The 25,009-nt window shown below is 60.4% G+C and carries 20 protein-coding genes and 2 riboswitches; of the genes, 7 read left to right on the top strand and 13 right to left on the bottom strand.

Translation table 11 applies throughout. The features are described 5' to 3' along the window. Positions 1-50: 50 nt before the first annotated feature. From NLK58_RS10445 to NLK58_RS10490, 10 genes are all read right to left on the bottom strand, one after another. A complete protein-coding gene (locus tag NLK58_RS10445; protein ID WP_117618477.1) occupies positions 51-1,811 on the bottom strand; it encodes a NahK/ErcS family hybrid sensor histidine kinase/response regulator in 1,761 nt (586 codons plus the stop codon). After that, positions 1,795-2,958 carry an alcohol dehydrogenase-like regulatory protein ErcA gene (gene ercA, locus NLK58_RS10450; protein ID WP_117618478.1) on the bottom strand — a complete coding sequence of 388 codons (1,164 nt, stop codon included), beginning with the start codon at positions 2,956-2,958 and terminating at the stop codon, positions 1,795-1,797. Before ercA ends, NLK58_RS10445 begins: the two co-directional genes overlap by 17 nt. Positions 2,959-3,002: 44 nt before the next feature. Further along, the gene (locus NLK58_RS10455; protein WP_341580718.1) at positions 3,003-4,841 is read right to left on the bottom strand and encodes a prolyl oligopeptidase family serine peptidase; all 1,839 of its coding nucleotides are present in this window, start codon (positions 4,839-4,841) and stop codon (positions 3,003-3,005) included. A gap of 164 nt (positions 4,842-5,005) precedes the next feature. Continuing rightward, complete coding sequence (locus NLK58_RS10460) at positions 5,006-5,632, bottom strand: hypothetical protein (RefSeq protein WP_341580719.1); 627 nt, start codon at positions 5,630-5,632, stop codon at positions 5,006-5,008. A 293-nt stretch (positions 5,633-5,925) separates the two neighbouring features. Then, positions 5,926-7,080, bottom strand: a complete 1,155-nt coding sequence (gene pqqE / locus NLK58_RS10465) for a pyrroloquinoline quinone biosynthesis protein PqqE (RefSeq protein WP_341580720.1) — start codon at positions 7,078-7,080, stop codon at positions 5,926-5,928. Continuing rightward, positions 7,077-7,352 carry a pyrroloquinoline quinone biosynthesis peptide chaperone PqqD gene (gene pqqD / locus NLK58_RS10470; RefSeq protein WP_341580721.1) on the bottom strand — a complete coding sequence of 92 codons (276 nt, stop codon included), beginning with the start codon at positions 7,350-7,352 and terminating at the stop codon, positions 7,077-7,079. The genes pqqE and pqqD overlap by 4 nt, the downstream gene beginning before the upstream one ends. Then, complete coding sequence (gene pqqC / locus NLK58_RS10475; RefSeq protein WP_341580722.1) at positions 7,352-8,107, bottom strand: pyrroloquinoline-quinone synthase PqqC; 756 nt, start codon at positions 8,105-8,107, stop codon at positions 7,352-7,354. The genes pqqD and pqqC overlap by 1 nt, the downstream gene beginning before the upstream one ends. Next, complete coding sequence (pqqB, locus tag NLK58_RS10480) at positions 8,104-9,033, bottom strand: pyrroloquinoline quinone biosynthesis protein PqqB (RefSeq protein ID WP_341580723.1); 930 nt, start codon at positions 9,031-9,033, stop codon at positions 8,104-8,106. The genes pqqC and pqqB overlap by 4 nt, the downstream gene beginning before the upstream one ends. Before the next feature lie 55 nt (positions 9,034-9,088). Next, on the bottom strand, positions 9,089-9,160 hold the full coding sequence (pqqA, locus tag NLK58_RS10485; protein WP_007153157.1) for a pyrroloquinoline quinone precursor peptide PqqA: 72 nt from the start codon (positions 9,158-9,160) through the stop codon (positions 9,089-9,091). Between the two features lie 308 nt (positions 9,161-9,468). Continuing rightward, on the bottom strand, positions 9,469-10,989 hold the full coding sequence (locus NLK58_RS10490; RefSeq protein ID WP_341580724.1) for an aldehyde dehydrogenase family protein: 1,521 nt from the start codon (positions 10,987-10,989) through the stop codon (positions 9,469-9,471). Positions 10,990-11,363: 374 nt separating this feature from the next. After that, a riboswitch (guanidine-I (ykkC/yxkD leader) is annotated at positions 11,364-11,470 on the top strand. Between the two features lie 57 nt (positions 11,471-11,527). Here NLK58_RS10490 and NLK58_RS10495 point away from each other — a divergent pair. From NLK58_RS10495 to NLK58_RS10515, 5 genes are all read left to right on the top strand, one after another. Next, complete coding sequence (locus NLK58_RS10495; protein ID WP_341580725.1) at positions 11,528-12,253, top strand: urea amidolyase associated protein UAAP1; 726 nt, start codon at positions 11,528-11,530, stop codon at positions 12,251-12,253. Between the two features lie 12 nt (positions 12,254-12,265). Continuing rightward, positions 12,266-12,904 (top strand): urea amidolyase associated protein UAAP2, encoded by a 639-nt coding sequence (locus tag NLK58_RS10500; RefSeq protein ID WP_341580726.1) that lies wholly within the window; start codon positions 12,266-12,268, stop codon positions 12,902-12,904. Then, positions 12,895-16,530: an urea carboxylase gene (gene uca / locus NLK58_RS10505; protein ID WP_341580727.1), complete on the top strand. Its 3,636-nt coding sequence runs from the start codon at positions 12,895-12,897 to the stop codon at positions 16,528-16,530. Before NLK58_RS10500 ends, uca begins: the two co-directional genes overlap by 10 nt. Before the next feature lie 69 nt (positions 16,531-16,599). Then, positions 16,600-17,667: a putative urea ABC transporter substrate-binding protein gene (locus NLK58_RS10510; protein ID WP_341580728.1), complete on the top strand. Its 1,068-nt coding sequence runs from the start codon at positions 16,600-16,602 to the stop codon at positions 17,665-17,667. A 223-nt stretch (positions 17,668-17,890) separates the two neighbouring features. Next, complete coding sequence (locus tag NLK58_RS10515; RefSeq protein ID WP_341580729.1) at positions 17,891-18,502, top strand: TetR family transcriptional regulator; 612 nt, start codon at positions 17,891-17,893, stop codon at positions 18,500-18,502. On the opposite strand, the gene NLK58_RS10520 is transcribed toward NLK58_RS10515, so the two are convergent. Then, positions 18,485-19,384, bottom strand: a complete 900-nt coding sequence (locus NLK58_RS10520; RefSeq protein WP_117618491.1) for a bifunctional transcriptional activator/DNA repair enzyme AdaA — start codon at positions 19,382-19,384, stop codon at positions 18,485-18,487. The genes NLK58_RS10515 and NLK58_RS10520 overlap by 18 nt on opposite strands. A 91-nt stretch (positions 19,385-19,475) precedes the next feature. Further along, a complete protein-coding gene (glnT, locus tag NLK58_RS10525; RefSeq protein ID WP_117618492.1) occupies positions 19,476-20,834 on the bottom strand; it encodes a type III glutamate--ammonia ligase in 1,359 nt (452 codons plus the stop codon). Positions 20,835-21,255: 421 nt separating this feature from the next. Then, a riboswitch (guanidine-I (ykkC/yxkD leader) is annotated at positions 21,256-21,369 on the top strand. A gap of 66 nt (positions 21,370-21,435) precedes the next feature. On the opposite strand from glnT, the gene NLK58_RS10530 reads away from it, so the two are divergent. Together NLK58_RS10530 and NLK58_RS10535 are read left to right on the top strand one after the other, a co-directional pair. Then, the gene (locus tag NLK58_RS10530) at positions 21,436-22,251 is read left to right on the top strand and encodes an ABC transporter permease (RefSeq protein WP_117618493.1); all 816 of its coding nucleotides are present in this window, start codon (positions 21,436-21,438) and stop codon (positions 22,249-22,251) included. Next, complete coding sequence (locus NLK58_RS10535; RefSeq protein WP_341580730.1) at positions 22,251-23,036, top strand: ABC transporter ATP-binding protein; 786 nt, start codon at positions 22,251-22,253, stop codon at positions 23,034-23,036. Before NLK58_RS10530 ends, NLK58_RS10535 begins: the two co-directional genes overlap by 1 nt. 72 nt (positions 23,037-23,108) lie before the next feature. Here NLK58_RS10535 and NLK58_RS10540 read toward each other — a convergent pair whose 3' ends face one another. Next, complete coding sequence (locus NLK58_RS10540; protein WP_341580731.1) at positions 23,109-24,884, bottom strand: PQQ-dependent methanol/ethanol family dehydrogenase; 1,776 nt, start codon at positions 24,882-24,884, stop codon at positions 23,109-23,111. Positions 24,885-25,009: the final 125 nt, after the last annotated feature.

Below are 25,009 nucleotides of genomic sequence, written 5' to 3' on the forward strand. Positions count from 1 at the left end.
ATGCCCTGCTTTGTGCGGCAATTCCCTGGTCAGGCACGGGAGGGAGATTCTCAGGCAGAGGCAAGAAGGCTGGTCATCAGGGCCCTGAGCCGGTTGGGCTTGACCGGTTTGTTCAGGATCGGCAGGTACTGGGCCCGCAAAAGTTTACGGGTATCGTCACTGCGGTCTGCGGTGATGATGGCGGCTGGGATGTCCCGGCCAAGGTAACGACGAACCCCGTGAACGGCGTCGTAGCCGGTCAGCTCGTTGTCCAGATGGTAATCGGCGAGGATGATGGCCGGAATCCGGTCGGCGTGCTCCAGCACTTCCAGTGCCTGAACCTTGCTGCCGGCGGTGAGCACCTCACAGCCCCAGCGTTCCAGCAGTACCTGCATGCTCTCAAGGACCGCCGGCTCATTGTCGATGACCAGAATGGAGAGTCCGCCGAAGCCATCGGAAAAACCCTGAAGCGCACCCGCACGGGGCATTTCCGGCAGGGCTCGCGCCGGCTCCAGCGGCAGAGTCAGCACAAACCGGGAGCCGCGCCCGGGCCTGGAAGACACGTCAATGTCATAACCCAGAATCCGGACCATACGCTCAACAATGGCAAGCCCCAGGCCCACGCCCTGGCGGCCACCGGTGTCATGGGGCAGTAACTGGTGAAATTCCGTGAAGATATCCCGGAGTTTGTCTTCCGCTATGCCCACCCCAGTATCCCAGACCTCGATCCGCAACTGGTCACCCCGTGCTCTCAGGGCCAATACAACGCCCCCCTTTCGGGTGTAACGCAAGGCATTGCTGAGCAGGTTGCGGAGAATGCGCGTCAGCATGCGCTGGTCGGTTTTGACCACGACCGGGATGGTCCGAACCCGGAAGGCCAGTCCTTTATTGGCGGCGACCGCCTCAAACTCCTCAGCCAGCGACCTGGCGAGGGCGGCCACATCGGTATACACCAGATCCGGTTTCATAGCCTGCTGGTCGAGTTTCGAGATGTCCAGCAAATCCGCCAGCAGGTCTTCAGCGCCCTCGAGCGCCCGGTGTACCTGATGCACCATCCGGGTTTCCTGCTCCGGCAAGCTGCTCTCCTGAAGCGCGGAAACCATCAACCGGGCGGCGTTCAGTGGTTGCAGCAGGTCATGGCTGGCCGCTGCCAGGTATTTATCCTTGCCAAGGTTGGCTTCCCTGGCTGCCTCCATGGCCACCACCAGTTCCCGCTCGACCTTCTCCCGCTCCTCAATCTGGTAGCGCAGGCCGACGTTGGCGTTCTGAAGCGCCTCGGTGCGTTCTTCCACCCGACGCTCAAGAGTCGCATTCAGCTGTTCCAGTTTTTGCCGGGCCAGCACCCGCTCGGTGATGTCGGCCACAAAGGCTTCCACCACTTCTGGCCCGAGATCCGGCCGCCGCAACAGGGTGACGGCCACATGGACCGGCTTGCGGTCCGCCCGTTGGAAGCGTGTCTCCCGGGCGCTCAAACGGCCTTCATTCAGAAGTTCCTGGCGAATGGCATCGAACTCACTGGCACTGCAGAACAGCTGTTCCCGCAGCCGGATAACCCGCTGCGTCAGGGCCTCGGCACTTTCATAACCGCAAATTCGCGCCATGGCGGGGTTGCAGGCCAGGAAGCCACCCCGCAGGTTGGCCTGGAAGATGCCATGCAGGGCGTTCTCGAACAGCCACTTGTAGCGGTTGCGCTCCTGCTCCAGCTCCTCAATCCGCTCCTGCAATGCCGGGTAATAGTTCTTGCGGACCGACTGGCTGCCGAGGCCAAGAAGATCGCCAACTTCGTAGCCACTGTCGTGTTCGTCGTCCTGAACGTCAGAGCGCTTCTTCATAGACAACCTGAACGTCCCTGAGCGACGACTTGCGGGGATTGGTGAGAATGCAGGGGTCCTGAAGGGCAAAGCCGGACAGGTGGGGAATATCCGAAACGCTGACTCCCAACTGGGCCAGGCGTGCTTCCAGTCCCACTTTGCGTTTCAGCTCAACGATTCGCTGCATCAGCCGTTTCTTGATCTCCGGCTTGCTCATACCCCGGGTATCGATATTCATGGCCTCGGCCACCCGGCGGAAACGGTCCTCCGCAGACTGGAAGTTGTAGGCCACCACGTGCTCCAGCAACAGCGCGTTGCACAGCCCGTGGGGCAAATCCAGAAACCCGCCGAGGCTGTGGGACATGGCATGCACCGCCCCCAGAATTGCGTTGGAAAACGCCAGCCCGGCTTGCATGGAGGCCAGCATGATCTGTTCCCTGAGGTAAGGATTGGCGATATTTTCCACCAGGGGTTCCAGATTCCGGTTGATCAGCCTGATGGCTTCCAGGGCATGGGTGTCGGTCAATGGCCCGCTGCCGGTAGACACGAACGCCTCAATGGCGTGAACCAGGGCATCCACGCCGGTACAGGCGGTCAGGTAGGCGTCCATGGTTTCCGTGACTTCGGGATCAATCAGGGACACATCTGGCACCACGGCTTTGCTGATGATGGAAAACTTGAACCGGCGGTTCGGGTCGGAAATGATCGCAAACTGGGAAACATCCGCCGATGTGCCCGCGGTGGTCGGGATCAGGATCAGGGGCGGTGAGGGGTTGGTGATGGTGTCCACGCCCTCGAATTCCAGAATATTGCGGCCGTGGGTGGCAACAATACCGATGCCCTTGGCGCAATCCATCGGGCTGCCGCCACCGATGGCAACGATGACATCACATTCACTGGATTTGTACAGCTCGGCTCCGGTCATCACCTCGTCGACCCTGGGATTGGGTGATACGCCGGTAAATACGGTAGAGCGAATTCCCGCGTCGGTCAGCAGGGTTACGATCTCGTTGACCCAGCCTGCCGCGGCCACGCCCGGATCAGACACCAGAAACACATGCCGGGCACCGAAGTTACTGGCGAAGTTGGCCACCGACTTCCGGGAGCCGGCGCCGAAGACAATTTCCGGTGATACGAACTTTCGCAGGGCGGAGATGTCGTGGCTCATCAGACTCTACTCGACCGTTTGTTGTTATAGGCGTAGCCGAGAGTTTAACTCATGTTCTCCGCCCGTTCATTGGCCTTGCGGCCATGCCTCCGATAAAAGCTGAACATCCTTTCCAGCATGTCCGCCTGGTTCGCCTGATGCCGGAAACCGTGGCCCTCCTGCTCAAACCAGTGCAATTCCGATGTGCGTCCTGCTGCCTTCATGGCATCAACCATGGCGCGGGTCTGTTCAGGCACCACGACTTTGTCCTGCCCACCCTGAAAAAAGATCATGGGCGCGGCAATACAGTCGGCGTGGTAAAGCGGCGTTCGTTCGCGCCAGCGCTCGGGGTTAGCTCCTGGTGGCCCCAACAACCAATCCAGATATCCGGATTCGAAGCGGTGGGTCATGGCCCTCAGCCGCAGCGGGTCTGTCACCCCGAACATGCTGGCGCCGGCGGTGAATTTCCGGCTCTGGATCATGGCCATCAGGGCCGTGTAACCACCGGAGCTCCGCCCCTGGATAAACACCCGGCGGCCGTCCACCAGGCCGACAGACACCAGGTGATCCGCGGTCCGCTCCATATCCTCAACATCTGCCTCACCCCAGCGCCCCTCAAGGGCAAGCCTGAATTTACGGCCAAAACCACTGCTGCCGCGATAGTTCACTTCGGCAACCGCAAAGCCTCGCTGGCACCAGTACTGCACCTGGGGACTGAACACCGGGTAGGCAGCGGAGGTGGGACCACCGTGGGCCATGAGAATCAGCGGAGGCAACTCCGGCGAGGCCAGTTTCGGTGTGTAGAAGAAACCATGGACCGGCTGTTCGCCGTGCTCAAGTGCCGGCACTTCAATATCCAGCGGCAGCGCAGGCCTTGAACCCGGCAAGGGGTTCTCGCCACCCGCCAGAATCCTGGCCTGCCCGGTTTGCAGTTCGATCTGCAGGACAGCATCCAGATGGGTCGCTGATCGGGCAACGCAATACAGGCTACCGCCGGAGGCCCGGAGGTAACGAAAATCGCTGTAGTCCCGGGCCACCCGGAAAGCGTCACCGCCTTCCGGTGACAGCAACCACAGCTCTCCCGATCCGTTGCGATACTGCACCCGAGCCCAGCCGCCATTGGCAAGCGGACAATGATGGCACTCCCCCAGTTGCCAGGGCGCGTTAGCATGGTCCAGCTCGGCAGACTGGCCCGAGTGCCAGAGTCCGTCACCGATCAGGGTGTCGAGGTACCAAGGCTGCCACCAGCCGGCGTGATCAGATAGCACCCACAACCGGGCGCGATCGAAGACCGGTTGCTGAACGGAGGCTTCTGAAGGCGTCGGCCAGTGGCGGCACTCACGGAGGCCACCATCTTGCACTACGCCCGCTGTCCAGAGCCGGCTGCGAACCCAGGGCATGTCCGGCAGTTGCCAGCTTGTCCAGGCCAACTTCCTGCCGTCGGCAGACAGCGCGGGCGCACTGTAGAAGTCCTGACCGGAATGGAGAGTCCGAAGCTCACCGTCCACAGAGACCGCCACCAGCTGCTGCTCGCCACCGGCCTCGCGAACGGCCAGCACCCTCTGCCGGGGCGCATCGGCGATCAGTCCGCCATAGGTGGCCCCGGGATCATCGGTAAGCAAGGAGCAGGTGCCGTCGGCCAGATCGATAAACCGGATCTGCTGATCCTCACCGACCACGAACACACCGGTATCGGAAGCCGCCAGCGCGCCGCCGCCGTAACCGTTCACCCGGCTACGGATGCCCAACCCGTCCGGGCCCAGGCGAGCGGGCCCCTGTTCGGACAGATACCAGAGATTAGCGTTGCCTTCGGCCGGATCGCTCTGTAACCAGAAAACACCGGCCGCAGAAACCGCGAGCCCGCCTCTTTGAGTGTGGGCCGCACAGGCCTCATAGGCGCTCATAGGGGTATTGTCAGGCGCTGACCTTGCGGGCGTGGATGCACAGAAGGGGCCGTCAGCCCCGGAAGAACAGCCGGGAGTTGTCCGCATTTCGATACAGGAGCGGCAGGGCTCCGGCATCCAGCTGTCGCCGCAATAATGGTTAGGGAGGGAACCCGGGCAGGTCATTACAGCTCCATTCCCAGTTCCCAGCGATAGATCACATCGTCGGACTCCGCGTTCAAGCCAAACGCAACGCCCGCCTGGAGTTCCAGGAGGCTGGAGCCCACCCTGACCTCAGCCAGGATTGCGGGCCCCAGCAAATGGTTGTTTCGGGCCCCGTAATACTCCAGTGCCGGCTGAAAAGTTTCAGACTTCGTATAGGCAGCCTGTATCGAGCCGGTCAGCTCAAGCTGCTCGTCGTCTTCACCAAATGAACGGCCGACCAGAACATTGGTCAGAACCTGGTAGTGATCGGCTAACTGTCTTTCATAGAGCGGCCCAATGGTTATCTCACTGGCTGTTCCCCGGTGTTCTTTTGATAGTTCAAGAAACAATCCCGCAGCGCTCTCATGGTCCTGAAAAAAATTCCCAACCAATTCAATTTCATATTCGTCCAGTGAATAGGCACTCCCGGGGCTCTTAATGGCGTTGAAGTTGAGTTCGGCACTGAAGCGATCCGTTATCCCGTAACCAATTTCCCACTGATCAAACCGGAGATTGTCGTCTTCGCTTCCCTGACTGTCCAGAAACGCGCCAACCACACCGATCTCGAGATCACCTGCCGTGATCCGGGGGGAGTATATTTCATCCACCGCGAGCTCCGCCTCGGCGGCAAAGGGCCAAAACAAACACAAGACGACCTGTTTCGGTCGGACTGGATGACGACACGCGCCTGGATTGTTCTTTGCTCGAAACATTGGTCACCTGTACGAGGTTATGGAGAGTGAGACTCCTGCACCGTGCCTCACAGTAATATTGGGAAATGGCCAGACATGGGCACGACTATCACCAACCGCGGCACGGGCATTTTCATGAGCGTGGTACATCATCAGCACTTCCCTCTCATCTTATTGATCGGCAACATCCCCGGGCTTCAAGGCAATGCTCAGCCCCGGAAGAACAGTCGGGAGTTGTCCGCATTTCGATAGATGAGTCCAGTAAGGCCGGCCGTGGCGTGATCGGCAGCGTTCCTCGCGGCCAGGATTCGATCATGGTGAGGGGACTTGCTGCAGACTGGGTCGGCGTTATCGGCATTGCCGGTCAAGAGATAGGCCTGGCAGCGGCAACCTCCGAAGTCTTGTTGCTTCTCATCACAGGAGCGGCAGGGCTCTGGCATCCAGCTGTCACCCCGGTAGTGGTTGAAGCCCGGGCTGTCGTACCAGATGCTTTGAAGATCCTGGTCCCGGACATTGGGGAAGTCGATGGGCAGCAGGCGGGCGCTGTGGCACGGCAGCGCAGTGCCGTCCGGGGCTATGGTCAGGAACAGGTTGCCCCAGCCGTTCATGCAGGCTTTTGGGCGCTCTTCGTAGTAGTCCGGAGTGACGAAGATCAGCTTCATGGCCGAGCCGGTGGCGTCCAGGCGTTTACGGTACACGTTCACTTCCTGCTCCGCCTGCACCAGTTGCGTTTTCGAGGGCATCAGCCCTTCCCGGTTCTCAAAAGCCCAGCCGTAATACTGGCAGGTCGCCAGTTCCACGTAGTCCGCCCCCAGGTGCTCACACAGGGCCATGATGTCGTTCATCTGGTGGATGTTGTGGCGGTGGATCACGAAGTTGAGCACCATCGGGTAGCCCGCCGCCTTGACCGCCCGGGCCATGGCCAGCTTCTGGTCAAAGGCCTTGCGGGAGCCGGCCACGGCGTTGTTCAGCTCGGGGTCCGAGGCCTGGAAACTGACCTGGATATGATCCAGTCCGGCCTCGGCAAAGGCAGCCACCTTGGCGTCGGTCAGCCCCAGGCCTGAGGTAATGAGGTTGGTGTAGTAACCCAGCTGTCGCGCTTCGGCGATCAGCTCCGGCAGGTCCTGGCGCACCAGGGGCTCGCCGCCGGAAAAGCCCAGTTGGGCGGCGCCCATGGCCCGGCCCTGGCGTAGCACACTCACCCACTCGTCGGTGCTTAGCTCCCGTTCGGTCTGGGCAAAGTCCAGCGGGTTGGAGCAGTAGGGGCACTGCAGCGGGCAGCGATAGGTCAGCTCCGCCAGCAGCCAGAGGGGCGGCCCCGCCTTATGGGGGTTGACCGGTGTGGGTGCGTGCGAGGTGTTCATGACAGGTCGATCCAGTGGTGTTGCTGCGCATCCTGCAGAAAATTACTCACGTCCTTGCCGAGCGGTCCGGCATCCGGGAATTGCTGCTCCAGGGTGGCAACGATGTCGGCCACACTGCGCTGGCCGTCCACCTCGTTGAGAATAGCACCGGCGCTGCCGTTCAGCTTCACCATACCTTCCGGATACAGCAGAACGTAACTTTCCTGGGCGGGTTCCCACTGGAAGCGGAAGCCACGGCGAAAACGCGGAACCTGGTGCATGGCAACCCCCATTACAGCCCCCGGTGCCAGACCTGCTGGTCGGTCACCGTATGGTAGGGCGGCGTACGGTGGCCGTAAGCCATGGTCATGGCATCCAGCATGGTCCACAGGATATCCAGCTTGAACTGCAGAATTTCCAGGGCCCGGGTCTGCCCGGCGCCGGTGGTGAAGTGGTCCAGGGTGATGGTCAGGCCGTGCTCCACATCCCGGCGCGCCTCCGACAGCCGCTTGCGGAAATAGCGGTAGCCGCCCTCGTCAATCCACGGATAGTGGCCCGGCCAGCTGTCCAGTCGGGACTGGTGGATCTCCGGCGCGAACAGTTCGGTCAGGGAGGAACAGGCCGCCTCCTGCCAGGTGGCCCGGCGGGCAAAGTTCAGGTAGGCATCCACCGCAAACCGGACACCGGGCAGCACATGGCGCTGGTCGATCACTTCTTCCCGGGTCAGACCCACCGCTTCGGCCAGGGACAGCCAGGCCTCGATACCACCCGCATCGCCGTCGTGGCCGTCGTGGTCCAGAATCCGCTGCAGCCAGAGCCGGCGCACGCCGGCGTCCGGGCAGTTGGCCATGATCGCGGCGTCCTTCTGGGGAATCCTGATCTGGTAGTAATACCGGTTGGCCACCCAGCCACGAATCTGTTCCGGCGTGCATTGTCCGCCATACATGGCTTTATGGTACGGGTGGTGGATGTGGTAATACTGCCCCTTGTCCCGGAGGGCCTGTTCAAAATCCGTGCGGTTCATGGCGGTGTTGGCTTTGGCGTTCATGGCGGCCCCGACAGGTCGATATGCATTCCGTCCCAGGACACCTCAATCCCGTGGCGCGTCAGTTCCGCGCGCTCCGGCGAGTCCTCGTTCAGGATCGGGTTGGTGTTGTTGATGTGAATCAGGATCTTGCGGCTGGCCGGCAGGGTGTCGAGCACCTCGATCATGCCTCCGGGGCCACTTTGGGCCAGATGCCCCATGGCCTGCCCGGTCTTGGTGCCCACTTCCTGGCGGATCATCTCGTCGTCGTGCCAGACGGTGCCGTCCACTAGCAGCACATCGGCTTTTTTCATCCAGTCCAGGATGCGCGGGTCCGGCTCTCCGAGGCCCGGCGCATAGAGCACTGTCTGCCCGGTGCGGGTGTCCTCAAGAAAAATACCGATGTTATCCCCCGGGTGCGGGTTATCCCGGCGCGGCGAATACGGCGGCGCGTTGCTCAGCAGCGGAATGGCAGTCAGTTCGATGGACGGTGCGCAGGGAATCGTAAACGGCGACTGTTCAGAGGCCGCCACCCGGCGCCAGTTCAGGCCGCCATTCCAGTGCCTGAGCATGGTAAACAGGGGGAAGCCGCCGCTGAGGTCCTCGTGTACCTGCTCGGTACACCAGACGTCCATGGGCAGCCCCTCGCGAAGCGATAGCAGACCGGTGGTGTGATCCACCTGGCTGTCCATCAACAGGATAGCATCGATGCCGGTGTCCCGAAGCGCCCTGGCCGGCTGCATGGCTTCAAAAGAAGCCAGCTGGGCGCGAATATCGGGAGAGGCGTTGAACAGGATCCAGTGCTCGCCGTCTTCACTGACGGCAACGGAAGACTGGGTGCGGGCACGGGCGTTCAGGGTGCCCTGACGGAAGCCGTCGCAGTTGGCGCAGTTGCAGTTCCACTGGGGAAAGCCACCGCCGGCGGCGGAGCCCAGAACGTGGATGAACATGATTGGACACTCCGGAAGTAAAACGGCCAGCCACTCAGGCTGGCCGCTTCAGCACTCAGCGGTTGGCGAAGTACATGGTAACTTCGAAACCGATGCGCAGATCCTCATAGGCTGGTTTGGTCCACATAATGCTTACCTCTGTTGTCGTAATTGTTAGCGCATTGCGGGTGAATCAACGACATTGCCGATAACCCACTTCTCATCCTAGTTGACAGGGATAGGAGATCAATATGGTACTTTGGCACTGTTTTTGGGCCTCCCCAAGTTGTAATAAGTCCGCAGTCGGACTTGCCCGTTGCCTAGCAGCCTTAAGCCCGACAGGCTGCTGGAACGAAAAAAAGGCCCTGGGAAGGGCCAAAAGAGGTCAAGGTGCACATCCGATGTGCCGACTCACAGGCGGGCCCGTGTGGGGAAGCCCGCCTACCGCTCAGAGAATCAGAAGAAACCCAGTGGGTTGATGTCGTAGCTGACCAGCAGGTTCTTGGTCTGCTGGTAGTGGTCCAGCGCCATCTTGTGGTTTTCACGACCAACACCGGACTTCTTGTAACCACCGAAGGCGGCGTGGGCCGGGTACTGGTGGTAGCAGTTGGTCCACACACGGCCTGCCTGGATGGCTCGGCCCATGCGGTAAGCACGGTTGATGTCGCGGGTCCACAGGCCGGCACCCAGACCAAACTCGGTGTCGTTGGCGATGGCCAGGGCTTCTTCCTCGTCCTTGAAGGTGGTTACACCCACCACCGGGCCGAAGATTTCTTCCTGGAACACACGCATGTCGTTCTTGCCTTTCAGCAACGTGGGCTGGACATAGAAGCCGTTGTTGTACTGACCTTCCATTTCCTCACGGCCACCACCGGTCAGCACTTCCGCACCTTCCTGCTTGCCGATTTCCAGGTATGACATGATCTTGTCGAACTGCTCCTTGCTGGCCTGGGCACCCACCTGAACATCGGTATCCAGCGGGTTGCCACGCTTGATGGCCTTCGTGCGCTCGATGACTTTGGCCATGAATTCGTCGTACATGTCTTCCTGAATCAGGGCACGGGAGGGACAGGTGCAAACTTCACCCTGGTTGAAGAATGCCAGCACCAGGCCTTCCACACACTTGTCGATAAATTCCGGCTCAGCCTGCATCACGTCGGAGAAGTAGATGTTGGGGGACTTGCCACCCAGCTCGACGGTAGAGGGAATGATGTTCTCGGCGGCACATTTGAGGATGTGCGAGCCCACCGGCGTGGAGCCAGTGAAGGCAATTTTGGCGATGCGCTTGCTGGTGGCCAGGGCCTCGCCGGCTTCAATGCCGTAACCGTTGACAATATTAACCACGCCCGGTGGCAGCAGGTCGCCAATCAGTTCCATCAGCACCAGGATGCTGGCCGGGGTCTGCTCGGCCGGCTTCATCACGGTACAGTTACCCGCCGCCAGGCAAGGCGCCAGCTTCCACACTGCCATCAGCAGCGGAAAATTCCATGGGATAATCTGGCCTACAACACCCAGTGGCTCGTGATAATGATAGGCCACGGTGTTGTTGTCGATAGCACTGGAGGTGTCTTCCTGGGCGCGGATACAGCCGGCGAAATAACGGAAGTGGTCCACTGCCAGGGGCAGGTCGGCGTTGATGGTTTCACGCACTGCCTTGCCGTTGTCCCAGGTTTCGGCAACCGCCAGCATCTCGATGTTCTGCTCAATGCGGTCGGCAATTTTCAGCAGAATGTTGGAGCGTTCGGTGGTAGAGGTCTTGCCCCAGGCTGGTGCGGCCTTGTGTGCCGCGTCCAGGGCAAGATCAATGTCTTCGGCGCCGGAGCGGGGAATCTCACAGATAACGTCGCCGGTGATCGGTGTGATGTTCTCGAAATACTGACCCTTCAGCGGGGCAACCCACTCGCCACCGATGAAGTTCTCGTAACGGGATTTGAAAGAAACGACGGAGCCATCCTTTCCTGGTTGTGCGTAGATCATGGTTTCGACCTCTTGTTGTGTTTGTCGCAAGGCAACGCGGCCTTTCGCGTTTACCCATTCAATGTAGACGCCAAACCCGGAAAGTTGAATGATGCGATGGAGGCGAAAAACTCCTCCCTTGGTAGTAGATGACCGGAACGCCATGCCAACAGCGACCTGAAGCGCAATACACCCGCCAGAAATCCGCACTGCAGACGCGCCCACCGATGCACAAAAACAGTGCGAACGCCCAAGCAGGAAGCAACCTGCGTTGAGCTCAAAAAACAAAACCTTATTAAAACCAGAAACTTACTGATTGGCACAGACTCTGCAGTTGATCCATTACGCAGCGAGAAGTCGGTTACTGAAACCACAATCAAAGCGCCACAATCTGACCAATGGTCAACTAGGGTTCCGGTCTGCCATCAATCCGTGCAGACGGCTGGTCCGAGAGTTGACGACCTTTTCCAAGGTTACACGGCGGGACAAAAGCCCGGGAGGATCGCTCAGTTACTGACGCCTCTCGCTTTTTAAATGCCCTAACCAGGAGGAAAAGGCCATGTTGCAAACCGCAACCCCCCTCTACGACGATCTGATTCCCGGCGGATCCCACTGGTCTTTCATCATGCGCCGCGGCCACGTGCTGCGCCTGATTGACGAAACCGGCGGTGCCAACGTCGGCATGTTGATGTACAACCCCGAGAACGCGCTCGAGCGCTACAACATGCCGGACACCCTGAAAAACCAGCACACCTTCCTGCTCACCAGTGGCCATGTCCTGCTTTCCGACATGGGCCGGGTGTTCGCCTCCATCATCCGAGACGACCTGGGCTGGCACGACACCGTTACCGGCACCTGCACCGCCGATCTGGTGGAACAGCGCTGGGGCAGGAAGACCTATCAGCAGGCCCACAACCACTACCACCGCAACGGCTTCACCAGCTTCCTGAACGAACTGGCCAAATACGGTCTGGGCAAGAAGGACCTGACCGCCAACCTGAACTGGTTCAGCAAGGTGCAGACCGACGACGACGGCAACATGGCCTTTGTCAGCGATCACTCCCACGCCGGCGCCACCGTCGACCTGCGTTTTGAGATGGACACCATCGTGGTGCTGCACACCTGCCCGCACCCGATGAATCCGGCCACCGGGTACCCCAGCCATCCCGTGCGTTACCAGCTCTTCAGGGCGGCACCGGTCACCGATGCCGATCCCTGCAAGACGTCCTCACCGGAGGCCACCCGGGCCTTCGCCAATAACGCCCTGTACCACCTGTTCCAGTAACGGAGGCCGGAGATGATCAAGCAAAGCGCATTGAAACCTGAAAACGCCGCCTTCCGCGAAACCGTACCGGCGGGCGAGTATTTCCTGAAAGTGGTGAAGGCCGGCGAAACCGTCCGCATCCTGGACCTGGAAGGCAACCAGGCCGCCGACACCCTGTTCTACAACGCCCACAATCCGACCGAGCGTTACAGCGCCGTGGACACCATCCGCGAGCAGGGCAATGTCTACCTGACCGCCGGCTCGAAGCTGATGTCCTCGGAAAACAACGTGATGCTGGAGATCACCGCCGACACCTGCGGCCGGCATGACACCCTCGGCGGCGCCTGCGCGGCGGAAAGCAACACCACCCGCTATGCCCTTGAGAAAAAGTGCATGCACGCCTGCCGGGACAGTTGGCTGGTAGCGGTCACCGAACACGAGGAACTGGGCATGTCCAAGCGGGATATCACCCACAACATCAATTTCTTTATGAACGTGCCGGTGACCGCAGACGGCGGCCTGACCTTTGCCGACGGCATTTCCGACGCCGGCAAGTACGTGGAACTGGAAGCCAAGATGGATGTGCTGGTGATGATTTCCAACTGTCCGCAGCTGAACAACCCCTGCAACGGCTGGAACCCGACACCGATCGAGGTGCTGGTATGGAGCTGACCGGCACCCTCAACAACCCCAACAAGGTCCTGATCGCCAACCGTGGCGCCATCGCGTGCCGGGTGATACGTACTCTGCGTGCCATGGGGCTCACCTCGGTAGCCGTCTACGCCGAAGCGGATGCAGATTCCCTGCACGTGCGCCAGGCGGATGAGGCCTACTCACTGGGCGAAGGCTCGGCGGCCGCGACGTATCTGGACCAGGACAAGCTGTTTGAGGTTGTCCGCAAGAGCAGTGCCGGGGCCATTCATCCGGGCTACGGGTTTCTGAGCGAAAACGCCGGTTTCGCCCGGCGCTGTGACGCCGAAGGTGTGGTATTCCTCGGACCGACACCGGAACAGATGGAACAGTTCGGTCTCAAACATACCGCCCGGGCCCTCGCAGAGAACGCCGGCGTACCCCTGCTTCCGGGCACCGGATTGCTGACCGATCTGGACGCGGCCCTGGAATCTGCCGACAACATCGGCTACCCGGTGATGCTCAAGAGCACCGCCGGCGGTGGTGGCATTGGTATGTCCCGCTGTTACAGCGCCGAAGATCTGAGCAAGAGCTTTGAATCGGTTCAGCGCCTGAGCCAGAACAACTTCAGCAACAGCGGTGTGTTCCTGGAAAAATTTGTGGAACACGCCCGTCATATCGAAGTGCAGTTGTTTGGCGACGGTGAAGGCCAGGTGCTGGCTCTGGGTGAGCGTGACTGCTCCGCCCAGCGCCGCAACCAGAAGGTGATTGAGGAGGCCCCGGCCCCGGGACTGACCGACGACGTTCGTAACCGCATGCACGCTACCGCCCGCCAGTTGGGCGAAAGCATCGCCTACCGCAGTGCCGGCACCGTGGAGTTCATCTACGATCCGGACACCACCGAGTTCTACTTCCTGGAAGTGAATACTCGCCTGCAGGTAGAGCACGGCGTCACCGAGCAGGTGTACGGTGTTGACCTGGTGCGCTGGATGGTCGAACTGGGTGCCGGCACCTTGCCGGACCTGGCAGAACTGGGCGGTAACCTCACCGCCTCCGGCCACGCCATCCAGGCCCGGATCTATGCGGAAGATCCCAACAAGGACTTCCAGCCCGGTGCCGGGTCGCTCACCAACGTGACCTGGCCTGCAGGGGACGGTCTTCGGATCGATACCTGGATTCAGCCGGGTACAGAAGTCTCGGCGCTGTTCGATCCCATGCTGGCCAAGGTCATCGTGCACGAACAGGATCGCGAGTCGGCCCGCCAGCGGCTGATGCAGGCTCTGGATGCCAGCCAGCTGTATGGCATCGAAACCAACCTCAAGTACGTGCGCCAGGTGCTGGACGACCCGCGCTTTGCCGAAGGCCGGCTATTCACCCGTACCCTCAACGAATTCGATTACCGGCCAGCCACGGTGGATGTCCTCAGCGGCGGCACCCTGACCACCATTCAGGATTACCCGGGCCGCATCGGCTACTGGGAAATCGGCGTGCCGCCGTCCGGTCCGTTCGACAGCTACTCCTTCCGTCTGGGCAACAGGCTGCTGGGTAACCCCGAGGGAGCACCCGGGCTGGAAATCACCCTCAAGGGCCCGATACTCACGTTCAACCGCGCCACCCAGATTGCCCTGACCGGGGCGACGCTGGAGGCCACCCTGAACGACGAGCCGGTGGATTTCTGGCAGGTGATTTACGTGCCCGCTGGCGCCACCCTGAAACTGGGCGCCACCACGGCCGACGGCGCCCGGGCCTATGTGCTGTTCCGTGGCGGCCTGGACTGCCCGGAATACCTGACCTCCTGCAGCACCTTTACGCTCGGGCAGTTTGGCGGCCATTGCGGCCGGGCGCTCCGGGCCGGCGATGTGCTGGCCCTGCCGGATGCGGAACCGACGACCAGAACCACCCTGCCCGCCGACCTGAAACCGACCATCGGTAAAACCTGGAAGCTGCACGTCACCTACGGCCCCCATGGTGCGCCGGACTATTTTACCGGCGCGGACATCGACACCTTCTTCGCCAGCGAATGGGAGATCCACTACAACTCCAGCCGCACCGGCGTCCGCCTGATCGGGCCGAAACCGGAATGGGCCCGCAGCGACGGCGGTGAGGCGGGTATGCACCCCTCCAACATCCACGACAATGCCTACGCCGTGGGGACGGTGGATTTCACTGGCGACATGCCGGTAATCCTGGGCCCCGATGGCCCCAGCCTGGGCGGCTTCGTCTGCCCGGTGACGGTGATCAGTGCCGACCTCTGGAAGCTGGGCCAGCTCAAGGCCGGCGACAAGGTGCAGTTTGTGCCGGTGAGCCAGGATCAGGCGGTTGCCCTGCGGGCAGCGCTGGATGAATCCGTGGCCACACTGACGTCGGCCACCGCCCATATCACCCCCATGAAACCAGAGACGCCGATCCTCGATGCGTTGACGCCCGAGGAACACGAAACCGGCGTGGAGTACCGGGCTGCCGGCGACAATTACGTGTTGGTGGAATACGGCCCCATGGAGCTGGATATCCGCCTGCGATTTCGCGCCCACGCCCTGATGCTGTGGCTGCGTGAGCAGAATCACGACGCCATCCTGGAGCTGACACCGGGCATCCGCTCCCTGCAGGTGCACTACGACAGCCAGAAACTGAACCAGCGTACTCTGCTGGATCTGCTGATCAGCGCCGAAAAGGAACTGGAGAAGCAGCCGGAATGGGATGTGCCGGCGCGCGTCGTGCACCTGCCCCTGTCCTGGGATGACGAGGCCTGCCAGACCGCCATTGCCAAATACATGCAGTCAGTGCGCAAGGACGCACCCTGGTGCCCGAGCAACCTGGAGTTCATCCGCCGTATCAACGGGCTGGGCAGCATCGACGAGGTGAAAAAGACCGTGTTCGATGCGAGCTACCTGGTGATGGGCCTGGGTGATGTCTACCTGGGCGCTCCTGTGGCTACGCCGCTGGACCCACGGCACCGGCTGGTGACCACCAAGTACAACCCGGCCCGGACCTGGACCGCGGAAAACTCCGTGGGCATCGGCGGCGCCTACCTGTGCATCTATGGCATGGAGGGGCCCGGTGGCTACCAGTTTGTCGGTCGCACCCTGCAGATGTGGAACCGCTACCGCACGACGGACTTGTTCGAGCCCGGCAAACCCTGGCTGCTCCGGTTCTTCGATCAGGTGCGCTTCTATGAAGTCAGCGCCGAGGAGCTTCAACAGATCCGCCGGGACTTCCCCAACGGCGACTACCCGATCCGGGTCGAAGAAACCCGCTTCAACCTGAAGGACTACGAGCAGTTTCTGGCCGACAACAACGACGAGATCCAGACCTTCACCGGTAAGCGCAAGCAGGCCTTCGACGAGGAACTGCAACGCTGGATCGAATCCGGCCAGATCAATTTCAGCTCCGAGGCGCCCATCGAGGACACCGGCGAGGGCGATATCGCCAACCTGCCAGCCGGCCAACACGCCGTGGAAAGCCACGTGGCCGGCAACCTGTGGGAATGCCTGGTCCAGCCCGGCGACACCATCGAGGCCCAGCGACCGGTGGCCGTCATCGAATCCATGAAAATGGAAATCGAGCTACTGAGCCCGGTGAGCGGTCGCGTGGTAGACGTGCGCCGGGAAGCCGGCCAGGCAGTATCACCCGGAACGCCGGTGGTGATCGTGGAAGAGACAAACGAGTAATGCCAGCAACCATCACAAACTGAAAAAGACCAAACCTGCACACACGGGCAAGACCCGAGGAGAGACACCATGAAAACAACTGACCTGAGCAAACGCCTGGCCGCCGGCGTGTTGACCGCTTCCCTGGCCATGGGGGCTCTCGCTGAGGAAAAGGACTCCTTCAGCATTGCCTGGACCATCTACGCCGGCTGGGTACCCTGGCAGTACGCCGAAGACTACGGAATCATGAAGAAGTGGGCGGACAAGTACGATATCGAAGTGGATATCGTGCAGGTGAACGACTACATCGAATCCATCAACCAGTACACCGCCGGCCAGTTTGACGGCGTGGTGGCCACCAGCATGGACGGCCTCTCGATTCCGGCGGCCTCAGGCGTGGACACCACCGCCCTGATCGTGGGTGACTATTCCAACGGCAACGATGGCCTGGTGTCGAAGGACGCCAAGTCGATTGAGGACCTTGAAGGCGAAACCGTGCATCTGGTGGAGCTGTCCGTTTCCCACTATCTCCTGGTCCGTGCGTTGAACACGGTTGGGCTGGAGGAGCGCGATATCAGCGTGGTGAACATCTCTGATGCCGACCTGGTGTCCGCCTTCCAGACCGACGACGTTCGTCATGTCGCCACCTGGAACCCGCTGCTGGCAGAGGTGGCAGCCTACCCGGGCGCCACCAAACTGTTCGATTCCAGCCAGATTCCGGGTCACATCAAGGATCTGACTCTGGTGAACTCCGAGACCCTGGAAGACAACCCGAACCTGGGTAAGGCCCTTGTCGGCGCCTGGTATGAAACCATGAGCATTCTGGCCTCAGACTCCGAGAAAGGGCAGGAGGCAAGAGCCTTTCTGGGTGAATTGTCCGGTACCGACCAAGCCGGCTATGAAGCCCAACTGGCCGGCATGAAGATGTTCTGGGAACCGCAGATGTCGGTGGACTTCATCAACAGCGAGGAAGCCCGAGAAGCCATGGACAGCGTTCGCCAGTTCTCTTTCGACAAGGGCCTGCTTGGCCAGGGCGCCATGAGCCCGGATTTCGTGGGCATCGAATTTCCGGATGGTTCAATCATGGGCGACGAAGCCAACGTGAAACTGCGGTTTAACGACAGCTACATGCAGATGGCAGCCGACGGCGAGATCTAAGTCCGGTCATTGCTTGCCTTGATGGACAGCTGAGGGCACGATTACTCGTGCCCTTTTTTGTGAGCTTGGGAGCACGGTTGGGGGCGGATGGCCTCTCCAAAACACGCTCCTTCGGCCCATCCCTGGGGCGCTTGGGCTCCGCCATCCATGGCTCCGCACAGTTTTGGAGAGGCCATCCGCCCCCAACCCCGAGCACCCGAGTAAACCGGAGAAAAAACCACCTATGCGTCGTACCAAGGAAGATGCCGAAAAAACCCGCCAGACCGTTCTTGAAGCGGCGTTAAAACTGTTCAGTCGGGATGGCTACTCACTGACCACATTAAGCCGGATTGCAAAGGAAGCGGGCTGCAGTCGTGGGCCGATTTACTGGCATTTTGAGAACAAGGACGATCTGTACGAAGCGGTGCTGGCCTATTCTCAGGAACCGCTGGAAGCACTCGTCGCAGAATGTTCAGCCATGCGCGATACCCCCATTGCGGCGATGGACCATTTTATCGAGCGCTGGCTGGGGTTGTTGGCTAACGACAGAAAGTACCGGCAGTCGTTTGAAATCCTGCTGAACAAGACCGAACTCACCGATGCCATGAGCCGCACTCTGAAACGGGAGCGGGCATTGACCGCGTCGATTATTGCCATGTTTCGGGATCTGGTTGGCCAGGCCGTTCAGCTTGGTCTGATCAAAACGGAGGAAGATCCGGAAGATCTGGGGCTGTTGAGTTATACCTACCTGATGGGTATCACCCAGACCTGGCTGTTCGCGCCGAAGCTGTTTTCATTGAAACAGGAGGCGGCATTTTTCCGACGGCAATTCTGGGTGTTACTCGGCCGTGACTGAACGCTCCTTCTCAAGCAACTGCTGTTTGCGGTCGAGGCCCCAGCGATAGCCTCCGAGCGAGCCGTCGCTTCTCAACACCCGGTGGCAGGGTATCAATATCGCGATGCGATTCCTGCCGCAGGCGGAGGCCACTGCCCGAACCGCTTTGGGTTCCCCAAGGCGCCTTGCCAGTTCTGTGTAGCTCACCACCTCGCCTTCCCGAACGCTTAACAACAGCTTCCAGACTCTTGTCTGGAAGGCAGTGCCACGAATATCGAGAGGCACGTCAGGGCGGGGTTTGTTTTGGCAGAGGTGTTCATCAAGCGCGACCATCCAGGCATCCAGTTCCGGAGACTCACTGGCCCCTGACGGGGCGAGCCGGGCTTTCGGGAATTCCTTCTGCAGTTGCTCGTGCAAGGTCTCTTCATCGTCGCCAAATTCGGCAAAGCACACACCCTTGTCGGTGGCGGCCATCATCAGCAGGCCAAGTGCAGTTTGCCTGCTGGCATAGGCGATCATTTCACCTTCGCCGCCTTTTCCATAACGCGACGGCGGCATGCCCACCTGCCGGTCCGGTGCGCCATACACCCGGCTGACCGAGCCAAAGCCGGCATCGTAGATGGCATCGGTGACGGCCTGGCCAGTTCGCAGCGCCTGTTTGAACGCGCGCATCCGGAGGGCATCCTGATAGGCCTTTGGCGATAACCCGAAGGTCTCCTTGAACGACCGTTGAAGATGGGAAGCTGACAGCCCGGCAATCTCAGCGAGATCGGCCAGCCTGAGCGGCTCATCGGGACGGCTTTCGATGTATCTGGCCAGGGCCACCATCCGGTCTGCAACCGGGGTTGCGGCTTCGGGTTCTCCAGAAGCAGGGGGCAGCGGATGGTGCTGTGATCTGGGCATGGTTCAGGTCCTGTTTATCCGTCTCTCCACTCGCCCACACTATGCCGTTATCCATCGGTCGCTGCCATCCGTTTCTTGCTGCCCTGGGGGGTCAGAACATCTTCAGGTAACGGTCGACCTCCCAGGACGACACGTGGTTCTGGTAGCTCTCCCATTCGCCTTTCTTGTAATCGACGAAACTCCTGAACATGGCTTCGCCGAAGACGTCCTTCGCCAGCGGATCGGCCTCGAACGCCTCGACGGCTTCACCGAGGTGACGAGGCAGGTACTCAATACCCTGGGCAGCAATGTCGGCATCGCTGTAGTTGTACATGTTTTCATGGTGTGGCTCGCCGGCATCCAGGCCCTCGCGAAGTCCTTCCAGCCCGGCCGCCAGGATCAGGGCGCTGCCGAGGTAAGGGTTGCAGGCAATGTCTGCAGCGCGACATTCAATGCGACCGCCCATGCTGGGAATGCGAATCATGTTGGTACGGTTGTTGGAGCCATAACACATGAACACCGGCGCCCAGGTGGAGCCGGACATGCTGCCCTGGCGAACCAGACGCTTGTAGCTGTTCACCGTAGGGGCGATCACCGCGCTGATAGCCGCGCCGTGTTTCAACACGCCGGCAATGAAATGGTAAGCAATCTTACTGATGCCACAGTTGTGCAGGTCATCATCCCTGGGCTCGAACAGGTTCTCACCGGTTTTGATGTCGGCCAGGGACATATTGTAGTGGGCACCACTGCCGGTGCGGTCAGCAAACGGCTTCGGCATAAAGCTCGCGAAAGCGCCGTGTTTGCGGGCGATTTCGTTGGCCATCATGCGGAAGAACACCAGACGGTCCGCCATGGTCAGGCCATCGGCGTATTTGAAGTCAGTTTCAAACTGACCGTTGGCGTCCTCATGGTCGAAGGAGTACACGTCCCAGCCCAGTTCGTTCATGGCGTCCACCAACTCGTCGATGATGGGCAGATTGTCCATCAGGGCGCGGGGGTCGTAGCAGGGCTTACCCAGGTTGTCCCGGTCACTCAAAGGGGCAAAGCCGCCGTCTTCGGTGTCACGAAACAGGAAGAACTCGGTTTCAATCCCAAGGTTGAAGCGGTAACCCATATCGGCGGCTGCGCTGAGCTGGCGCCGGAAGATGTTGCGTGAACAGGCTTCGAACGGCTCACCATTGAGGTACAGATTGCCCGGAAACCAGGCCAGCCGGCGATTCCATGGGCAGATGGCCAGCCCGTTCGGATCCGGCATGGAAGCGACTTCATCGTCGGAGATGTCCTGGGGCACGCCGTCCAGAGCCGCACCGGTGTACAGCTCGGAGCCCTCCATCATCTGCCCCAGGTGGGCAACGGGAACGAACTTGCCTTTGGTGACACCATGAATATCAACGTAGCTGGCGATAGCGTACTTCACGCCCGCCTCGGTGAGTTTTTCTTTCAGGGTCTTGGTGTTGGTCAGTTCTGTCATCGTTTTCCTCTCTTCAGCCCGGCGACGCGGACAGTCGGTTTGTCTTCTGGCACGTTTTTTCCTTTGATCTAACCATTCAACTTACATGCCAGTATGTATGTAAGTTGGATTATGCGCCGCTCAAACAGAGCCAGAAAAGACGGAATCTGAGGACAAAGTTATGGATTTACAGTGGATTAAAGCCGACTTCGAGGCCGGCCCGGTCCCTGCTGGAGCGAGCAGGCTCATGACAGTGCACCCCGAACCGCCCCGCACCATATTGGCGCATACTTGCTGCCAAATTCGCCCCGACTCCCCCGTTATTGCCCGCTTGATGTATCTGGCACGCCATCTGCACTGTTAAGAACAGACGGTTTTCAAAACCCCGATCCGTTCACGGCACTGTGCACAACATCGCAGACAGAGCGGCGAACACGAAAGACAAATGGGTGACTAGGGTTCCGGTCCGGGCAGGCACGCAACAGCTACCCGGATGGCTGGTCCGAGAGTTACCGACCTCTGGGAGGTTACACGGCGGGACAAAAGCCCGGGAGACCGAATCGCAAGGGATGCTGTTGCCCGCGATAACCTTGCCGTGTTGTGTGACCAGAGGAGACAACCTATGCGACTGATCAACCGCCATCCCGGACGGGCCTCGGCCACCCTGCTGGGCCTGCTGCCCTTCCTGCTGATCATGCTGATCTATAGCCTGGCCTCCCAGGAGCGCCTGGCGGAAAACCCCAACGACAAACTGCTGCCCGGCCTGGAACAGATGACCGCTGCCGTGGATCGGATGGCCTTTCAGGAGGATCGCCGCAGTGGCGACTACCTGATGTGGCAGGACACCACCGCCAGCCTCGGACGGCTGGCGCTCGGCGTTGGCATTGCCGCGTTGCTGGCCCTGGTGGTGGGCATTCTCAATGGCGTTCTGCCTCTGGTAAGGGCCAACCTCGCCCCTCTGGTTTCGGCGCTTTCGATGGTGCCGCCTCTGGCCATACTGCCCATACTGTTTATCGTGTTCGGCCTCGGAGAACTCTCGAAAGTCATGCTGATTGTCATCGGCACCGCGCCGATCATGATGCGGGATGTGGCGCAGCGGGTTCGGGAGCTGCCGGGCGAACAGCGGATCAAGATCCAGACCCTGGGCGCCAATTCCTGGCAGGTGATCACCCGGATGGCCCTGCCTCAGGTATTGCCCCGCCTGATCGACGCCGTGCGCCTTAGCCTTGGCCCGGCCTGGCTGTTCCTGATCGCGGCGGAGGCGATTGCGTCTACCGAAGGCCTCGGTTACCGGATCTTCCTGGTGCGGCGCTATCTGGCCATGGATGTGATCCTGCCCTATGTCATCTGGATCACGATTCTCGCCATTGTTATTGATCAGTGTCTGCGTTTAACCAACCGCAGGCTGTTCCCTTGGTACAACGCAGGAGGCCACTGATGAGCTTTATTACCGTCAACAATCTCTGGAAAGAGTATGGTGACCAGGTGGTCCTGGAAAACCTGAACCTGACCGTGAAACAGGGCGAATTCTGCACTCTCGTAGGCGCCTCCGGTTGTGGCAAGTCCACCTTCCTGAAAATGTTGTTGGGCCAGGAAACCCAGACCCGGGGTGAGCTATTGCTGGAGGGTGAGGCCTTCCCGGGAGAGCCGGACCGCAACCGGGGTATCGTGTTCCAGCGCTACTCGGTGTTCCCGCACCTGACCGTTCGCCAGAACGTACTGTTGGGTCTGGAGCTGGAGCAGAAGCCCTGGCTGGGCAAGCTGTTCGGCAGCGCCCGGCGTGAGGCTCTTGAAAGAGTGGATGCCATGCTGGAATCCGTAGGCCTGACGCCCTCGGCGGACAAATGGCCTCACGAACTCTCTGGCGGCATGCAACAGCGACTGGCCATTGCCCAGTCCCTGATTATGCGCCCTCGCGTGCTGTTGCTGGATGAGCCCTTCGGTGCCCTGGACCCCGGTATTCGCGGGGACATGCACGACCTGCTGCTGAGGTTGTGGCGGGAGACCGGCACTACCATTTTCATGGTCACCCACGATCTTCAGGAAGGCTTCTATCTGGGTACCCGGCTGCTGGTGTTCGATAAGATCCGCAACGACCCCCACGACCCGCAGGCGTTTGGCGCCACAATCACCTATGATCTTCCGATCGGTCAGACCGACCGCAAACTGTTTGACGACATCAACGAATCGGTTATCCAAACCGCACGGCATCAGGCGGCCTGAACGTGTGAACACAAAAGGGGCCGCCCGCGGGCAGCCCCTTTCAGACCGGCAGAACACCGGCGCTTTCCAGGATCAGTTGCTGGCAACGCGATCCTTTGGCAGCTTGAACGTCCAGACCATACCGCCCTGGTTGAAGTGCTTCACCACCCTGGCGACTTCACCACCCCAGAGCGGAACCGCACCACCCCAGCCGGAGGCCACGGAGACATACTGCTCGCCGTCCATGGTCCAGGTCACCGGGGTACCGACCACACCGGAACCGGTATTGAATTTATACAGCTCCTCGCCAGTCCTGGCATCAAAGGCCTTCAGATAACCCTCCGGGGTGCCGGTGAAGACCAGGTTGCCAGCGGTCGTCATGACACCACCCCACAGAGGTGCGGTGTTCTGGTAGCGCCACACTTCCCTGCCGGTTTTCGGATCCATGGCGCGGAGTACGCCGATGTAATCATCATTCGCCGGTTTGATGGTGAAGCCAGCACCCAGGAACGCCGCACCCCTCTTGTAGGAGACTGGCTCATTCCAGATGTCCATGGACCACTCGTTGGAAGGCACATAGAACAGGCCGGTCTCCTGGCTGTAGGCCATGGGCATCCAGTTCTTGCCGCCCAGGAACGCGGGCTGTGCAACCACGACTTCACCCTTGGTTCCTTCCATGGCGGAAGGGTCGCCAGGCCGTCCTCCCTCTTTATAGATCGGGCGGCCGGTCTTCGGATCAAGGCCTTCCGCCCAGGTGATCTTGTCGACGAACGGGAAGCCACGGATGAAATCGCCGTTCTCACGGTTCAATACATAGAAGAACCCGTTACGATCCGCGGTTGCCGCCGCTTTCACGGTCTTGCCGTTTTCCTGGTAGTCGAAGGAGATCAGCTCGTTGACACCGTCATAGTCCCAGCCGTCGTGGGGCGTGGTCTGGAAGTGCCACTTGATGCTGCCGTCATCCGGATCGATCGCCAGACGGGAAGACGAGAACAGGTTGTCACCCGGGCGCAGGTGCGAGTTCCAGGGCGCCGGGTTGCCGGTGCCGAAGAACAGGGAGTCGGTGTCCGGATCGTAGGTGCCGCCCAGCCAGGTGGCCGCGCCGCCGTGTTTCCACATATCGCCGGGCCAGGTTATGCCGGCCTTACCGCCGGAAATGCCGTTCTCGATGGCCTTGCCATCCTTGTAGACATAGCCCATGTGACCTTCAACGGTCGGACGAGTCCACAGTAAATCACCGGTATTCGGGTCGTAGGCTTCCACCTTGCCGACAATACCGAACTCACCGCCGGAAACACCGGTGATCAGTTTGCCTTTCACCACGATGGGGGCGGCGGTAATGGCGTAGCCGGCCTGGTAATCTGCCACCTTCTTGATCCACATCGGCTTGCCGGTGTCCTTGTTCAGGGCAACGAGTTTGGCATCCAGAGTGCCGAAGATAACCTTGTCGCCATACAGGGCGACACCCCGGTTAACCACATCACAACAGGGCATGATGCCATCCGGCAGGCGGGCGTCGTACTGCCAGATTTCCTCCCCGGTCCTGGCGTCGATGGCGTAGACACGGGAATAGGAGGCGGTTACGTACATCACGCCGTCCTTGACCATCGGCTGCGATTCCTGGCCACGCATTTTCTCGCTGCCGAACGAGAAACCCCATACCGGCTGCAAATACTGGATGTTGCTGGTATTCAGATCGTCCAGGGTGCTGAAGCGCTGGCCCTGGGTGCCCATACCGTAACTGACAATGTCGCCCGGCGTTTTATGATCATTGATGATGTCTTCGTCGGTGACCGCATAGGCCCCGTACGACACCGCCAGCGCCAGGGTGCTGGCGGCAATGCGAATCCCGAACTTGTTCGATCTCATGGTTGCGCTCTCCAATTCTCTTGTTTTCGGTTCTTTTGTGTTCGTTTCAGGGCGAACCGGGAACGTTTCCCGCCTCTGGTACGATTCTTCGCCTTGGCGGGAAAGCCAGCAATTGCCCCCCGGAA

The sequence above is a fragment of the Marinobacter metalliresistant genome (assembly GCF_038098645.1).
Classification (GTDB): Bacteria; Pseudomonadota; Gammaproteobacteria; order Pseudomonadales; family Oleiphilaceae; genus Marinobacter; species Marinobacter metalliresistant.

Excerpts from the sequence above, each read along its gene's own strand:
- NLK58_RS10445 (WP_117618477.1), bottom strand. The coding sequence starts at position 1,811 with ATGAAGAAGCGCTCTGACGTTCAGGACGACGAACACGACAGTGGCTAC.
- ercA (WP_117618478.1), bottom strand. The coding sequence starts at position 2,958 with ATGAGCCACGACATCTCCGCCCTGCGAAAGTTCGTATCACCGGAAATT.
- NLK58_RS10455 (WP_341580718.1), bottom strand. The coding sequence starts at position 4,841 with ATGAGCGCCTATGAGGCCTGTGCGGCCCACACTCAAAGAGGCGGGCTC.
- pqqE (WP_341580720.1), bottom strand. The coding sequence starts at position 7,080 with ATGAACACCTCGCACGCACCCACACCGGTCAACCCCCATAAGGCGGGG.
- pqqD (WP_341580721.1), bottom strand. The coding sequence starts at position 7,352 with ATGGGGGTTGCCATGCACCAGGTTCCGCGTTTTCGCCGTGGCTTCCGC.
- pqqC (WP_341580722.1), bottom strand. The coding sequence starts at position 8,107 with ATGAACGCCAAAGCCAACACCGCCATGAACCGCACGGATTTTGAACAG.
- pqqB (WP_341580723.1), bottom strand. The coding sequence starts at position 9,033 with ATGTTCATCCACGTTCTGGGCTCCGCCGCCGGCGGTGGCTTTCCCCAG.
- NLK58_RS10490 (WP_341580724.1), bottom strand. The coding sequence starts at position 10,989 with ATGATCTACGCACAACCAGGAAAGGATGGCTCCGTCGTTTCTTTCAAA.
- NLK58_RS10495 (WP_341580725.1), top strand. The coding sequence starts at position 11,528 with ATGTTGCAAACCGCAACCCCCCTCTACGACGATCTGATTCCCGGCGGA.
- NLK58_RS10500 (WP_341580726.1), top strand. The coding sequence starts at position 12,266 with ATGATCAAGCAAAGCGCATTGAAACCTGAAAACGCCGCCTTCCGCGAA.
- uca (WP_341580727.1), top strand. The coding sequence starts at position 12,895 with ATGGAGCTGACCGGCACCCTCAACAACCCCAACAAGGTCCTGATCGCC.
- NLK58_RS10510 (WP_341580728.1), top strand. The coding sequence starts at position 16,600 with ATGAAAACAACTGACCTGAGCAAACGCCTGGCCGCCGGCGTGTTGACC.
- NLK58_RS10515 (WP_341580729.1), top strand. The coding sequence starts at position 17,891 with ATGCGTCGTACCAAGGAAGATGCCGAAAAAACCCGCCAGACCGTTCTT.
- NLK58_RS10520 (WP_117618491.1), bottom strand. The coding sequence starts at position 19,384 with ATGCCCAGATCACAGCACCATCCGCTGCCCCCTGCTTCTGGAGAACCC.
- glnT (WP_117618492.1), bottom strand. The coding sequence starts at position 20,834 with ATGACAGAACTGACCAACACCAAGACCCTGAAAGAAAAACTCACCGAG.
- NLK58_RS10530 (WP_117618493.1), top strand. The coding sequence starts at position 21,436 with ATGCGACTGATCAACCGCCATCCCGGACGGGCCTCGGCCACCCTGCTG.
- NLK58_RS10535 (WP_341580730.1), top strand. The coding sequence starts at position 22,251 with ATGAGCTTTATTACCGTCAACAATCTCTGGAAAGAGTATGGTGACCAG.
- NLK58_RS10540 (WP_341580731.1), bottom strand. The coding sequence starts at position 24,884 with ATGAGATCGAACAAGTTCGGGATTCGCATTGCCGCCAGCACCCTGGCG.